The sequence below is a fragment of the Clostridium sp. CF012 genome, from assembly GCF_018861755.1.
GTDB lineage: Bacteria > Bacillota > Clostridia > Clostridiales > Clostridiaceae > Clostridium_AD.
Genome location: NZ_JAHLEF010000072.1, coordinates 1 through 3,591, shown reverse-complemented (window position 1 = coordinate 3,591; position 3,591 = coordinate 1). Strand labels below are relative to the sequence as shown.

Here is a 3,591-nt window from a genome sequence, read left to right as displayed (position 1 = left end):
TATAGAACTCGTAAACGGAATTCGATCAAAATTACTATCCTTTGATCATATTACAGGTTGCCATGATTTAGTTATACATAACTATGGCCCCGGCAGATGTATGGGATCTATTCATGCTGAAGTTCCTTGTGATATGTCTATAGTTAAAATCCATGAAATTATAGACGAAGCTGAAAAAAAAATTTCTGATGAATTTAGCCTATATTTAGTTATTCACATGGATCCTATAAATAAAACTGACAAGGAAGTTAACGCATCTCGCTTAGAGCTTTTAAATATATTAAAATCCTTTTCTATAATAAAATCAATTCATGACTTTAGAATTGTAGGCGAAGGTAATCATAAAAATTTAATTTTTGATGTCGTAATTGATTTCGATCCTAAATTTTCAGAAAGTGATGAGCTTAAACTTCAAGCTGACATTAATATAGCTCTTAAAAAATCTTACCCTTATTATAATGCTGTTATGACAATAGATAGAGATTATATAGGAGTATAAAATCAAAAGGTATATATTACTACAAATACATTCATTTCATTACTTGGAACCCTTATAGGAGATGTAATTCTTAAAATTAAGAATTACTTTATTAGAAAAAGAAAATAAACTATAATATACTGAAATACAAATCAAGGGAACCCAAGATGATATGCTCCCCTTATGGTAGACAGTTAAATAATAAAACTGTTTACTATAAGGAGAGCTATTTTTTATGGGAAGAAAATCAATTATCTCAGACCAACAAAAAATCAAGGCTGTAACATCATATTTAAATGGAAAAGCTAGTATGTTAAGTTTATGCAAGAAACTTCAAGTGCATAAAAGTTCTTTTCAAAAATGGGTAATACGATATAAATCAGAAGGTGAAGCTGGGTTAAAGCATTCCAACAAAAATACTGCTTATACTGCCGAAGCTAAGATTAACATTGTAAATGAATATCTTGATGGACATGGCTCACTGAATGATTTATGCATTAAGTATCATATTTCTTCAAATACAGTTTTATGCAATTGGATAAAGAAGTATAATGGTCATGAAAATATAAAATCTTCTGGAGTAGGAGGAAACTGTATAATGACCAATGGACGTAAAACTTCTTATTATGAACGCATTGAAATCATAAAGTACTGTATTGAAAACAATAACAATTATAATATAACTGCTGAAAAATATCAGGTATCTTATCCTCAGATTTATACCTGGATGAAGAAGTATAATCAGTTTGGTATTGAAGGTCTTGTGGACCGACGTGGAAAGCCAAAAGCTGAAGAACTAATGACAGAAGATGAAAAGCTAAAGGCTCAATATAAGCTTTTAGAAGCTAAAAATAGAAGATTACAGATGGAAAATGCTCTGCTAAAAAAAATCCAAGAGATAGAAAGAAGGCGATATTAAGCGAAGTTAGATACGAAGATACTTATCTTGCAATTCAAGGACTAGCTAATGAAAAAAAATTTCCTATAACTGAGTTGTGCATTTTAGGCGGCGTTAGCCATTCTGCATATTATAAATGGCTACACAGAGAAAAAAGCAATCGAGAAATGGAAAACGAAAAATTATTAAAGCTTATTTGCGAGCTATATGAGGAAAATGATGGTATTTTAGGCTATCGCCAGATGACGATTAAAATCCGTAGAGAATATAATAAAACAGTTAATTATAAACGAATTTATCGTCTTATGCAGATAATAGGATTAAAGTCCGTATGCAGAAAGAAAAGATATAATTATATTAAGTCAACGCCTGAAGTTACTGCAGAAAATATTTTATCTAGAAATTTCAAAGCAGAACAAATCAATGAAAAATGGCTTACAGATGTAACCGAGTTTAAATATGGGAAAAGTGGCCAAAAGGCTTATCTAAGTGCAATCTTTGATTTAGGTGATAGAAGCATTGTTTCGTATGTCATTGGTCATTCTAATAATAATCAATTGGTTTATGACACCTTTAATCTTGCTATTAAAGCATATCCTGATGCTAAACCAATATTTCATAGTGACCGAGGTTTCCAGTATACTTCAAGAATATTTAAAGAAAAACTAAATATAGCTGGAATGACACAGAGCATGTCAAGGGTTGGGCGTTGCATTGATAATGGACCAATGGAAGGTTTTTGGGGAATCTTAAAAACGGAGATGTATTATCTTCATAAATTTGAAGACTATGAAAGCTTAAAGAAAGCTACTGAGAACTATATAGACTATTATAATAATAGACGTTATCAGAAACGTTTAAAGTGCATGACACCAATAGAATATCAACGATATCTATTGAGTAATGCAGCATAAACAAAGCGCCTACCAAATGATAGACGCCTTACTTGAAATCTTTAATTATTTCCACTGTCTACTTGACAGGGGGCAGTTCAAGATGGGTTCCCTTAATTTTTTCATATTATCAACATCTTTATTAAAAATACCCTAAACTCAAAGATATATATCACATTGCAGCTTACCGGCTAAAAGACTTTTTGAGAAAATATTAATACTTCTATACTTCATTACCCTATAAACACACTTCGTTACTAATCATGTCTTTGTATGTTTGTCTTTTGCATATTATTTTGTGGTTACCCTCATTAACTAAAACTACTGGAGCCTTAGGTATTTTATTATAATTACTACTCATTGAATAACCATAAGCACCAGTTGATAATACAGCCATAAGATCTCCACTATTCACCTTTGGTAACTTAACACCCTCAAGGAGTATATCCCCACTTTCACAGCACTTACCTGCAATAGTAACTACCTCCATACATGGTCCACTTATTTTATTTGCAAGCACACATTGATATTGTGCATTATACAAAGCTGGTCTTATATTATCAGTCATTCCACCATCTACTGCCACATACTTTCTAACGTCTGGAATATCCTTTATTGCACCTACAGTATATAGTGTTATACCTGCATTAGCTACAATTGATCTACCAGGTTCTATAACAAGAATGGGCTGTTTTATTCCATATTCTTTGCAGCGAACTTTAGTCTCCTCAAGTATAACTGAGCAAAATTCTTCTATTTCCTTAGGCTCATCACCCTCATCATAATAAACGCCAAATCCTCCACCTAAATCTAATTCTTCTATATCGTAATTAAATTTTTCTTTTATATGTTTAATTACAGTTGTCATTATATTTACCGCTTCTCTATAAGGTTCTACCTCGAAAATTTGAGACCCTATATGACAATGAAGTCCTGCAAGTTTTATACTGGGTAAACTTAAAGCAGTCCTTATAACTTCTTCAAGCTCATTTTTTAATATAGTAAACCCAAACTTTGAGTCAATCTGTCCAGTTTTTATGTAATCATGAGTATGAGCTTCTATACCAGGAGTTACTCTAAGAATAACCCGTTGTATAATACCTTTTTCCTTTGCATTTTCATTTATAATTTCCATTTCATGAAGATTATCTACCACAAAAGTTCCAACTCCAAGTTCTATTGCCATTTTTATTTCATCAATTGTTTTATTATTACCATGAAAATATATTTTTTCCATTGGAAATCCAGCCTTATAAGCAGTATACAATTCTCCCCCAGAAACTACATCTAAATATAAACCTTCACCTTTTATAATTTCACAC

At 31.4% G+C, this 3,591-nt stretch carries 4 protein-coding genes; 3 read left to right on the top strand and 1 reads right to left on the bottom strand.

The window, feature by feature from the left end; translation table 11 throughout:
* The 3 genes from KPL50_RS26105 to KPL50_RS26095 all read left to right on the top strand — a co-directional run.
* Positions 1 to 499, top strand: a 499-nt coding sequence (locus KPL50_RS26105; protein ID WP_290443301.1) for a cation transporter dimerization domain-containing protein, incomplete at its 5' end; no start/stop codon positions are given.
* A gap of 214 nt (positions 500 to 713) precedes the next feature.
* Positions 714 to 1,397, top strand: coding sequence for a helix-turn-helix domain-containing protein (locus KPL50_RS26100; protein WP_216301404.1), 684 nt, complete (start codon positions 714 to 716; stop codon positions 1,395 to 1,397).
* A complete protein-coding gene (locus KPL50_RS26095; protein WP_216301405.1) occupies positions 1,337 to 2,290 on the top strand; it encodes an IS3 family transposase in 954 nt (317 codons plus the stop codon). The genes KPL50_RS26100 and KPL50_RS26095 overlap by 61 nt, the downstream gene beginning before the upstream one ends.
* A gap of 217 nt (positions 2,291 to 2,507) precedes the next feature.
* Here the strand turns inward: KPL50_RS26095 and lysA are convergent.
* Positions 2,508 to 3,591 (bottom strand): diaminopimelate decarboxylase (lysA, locus tag KPL50_RS26090; protein WP_216301403.1); only part of this gene is annotated, 1,084 nt, incomplete at its 5' end.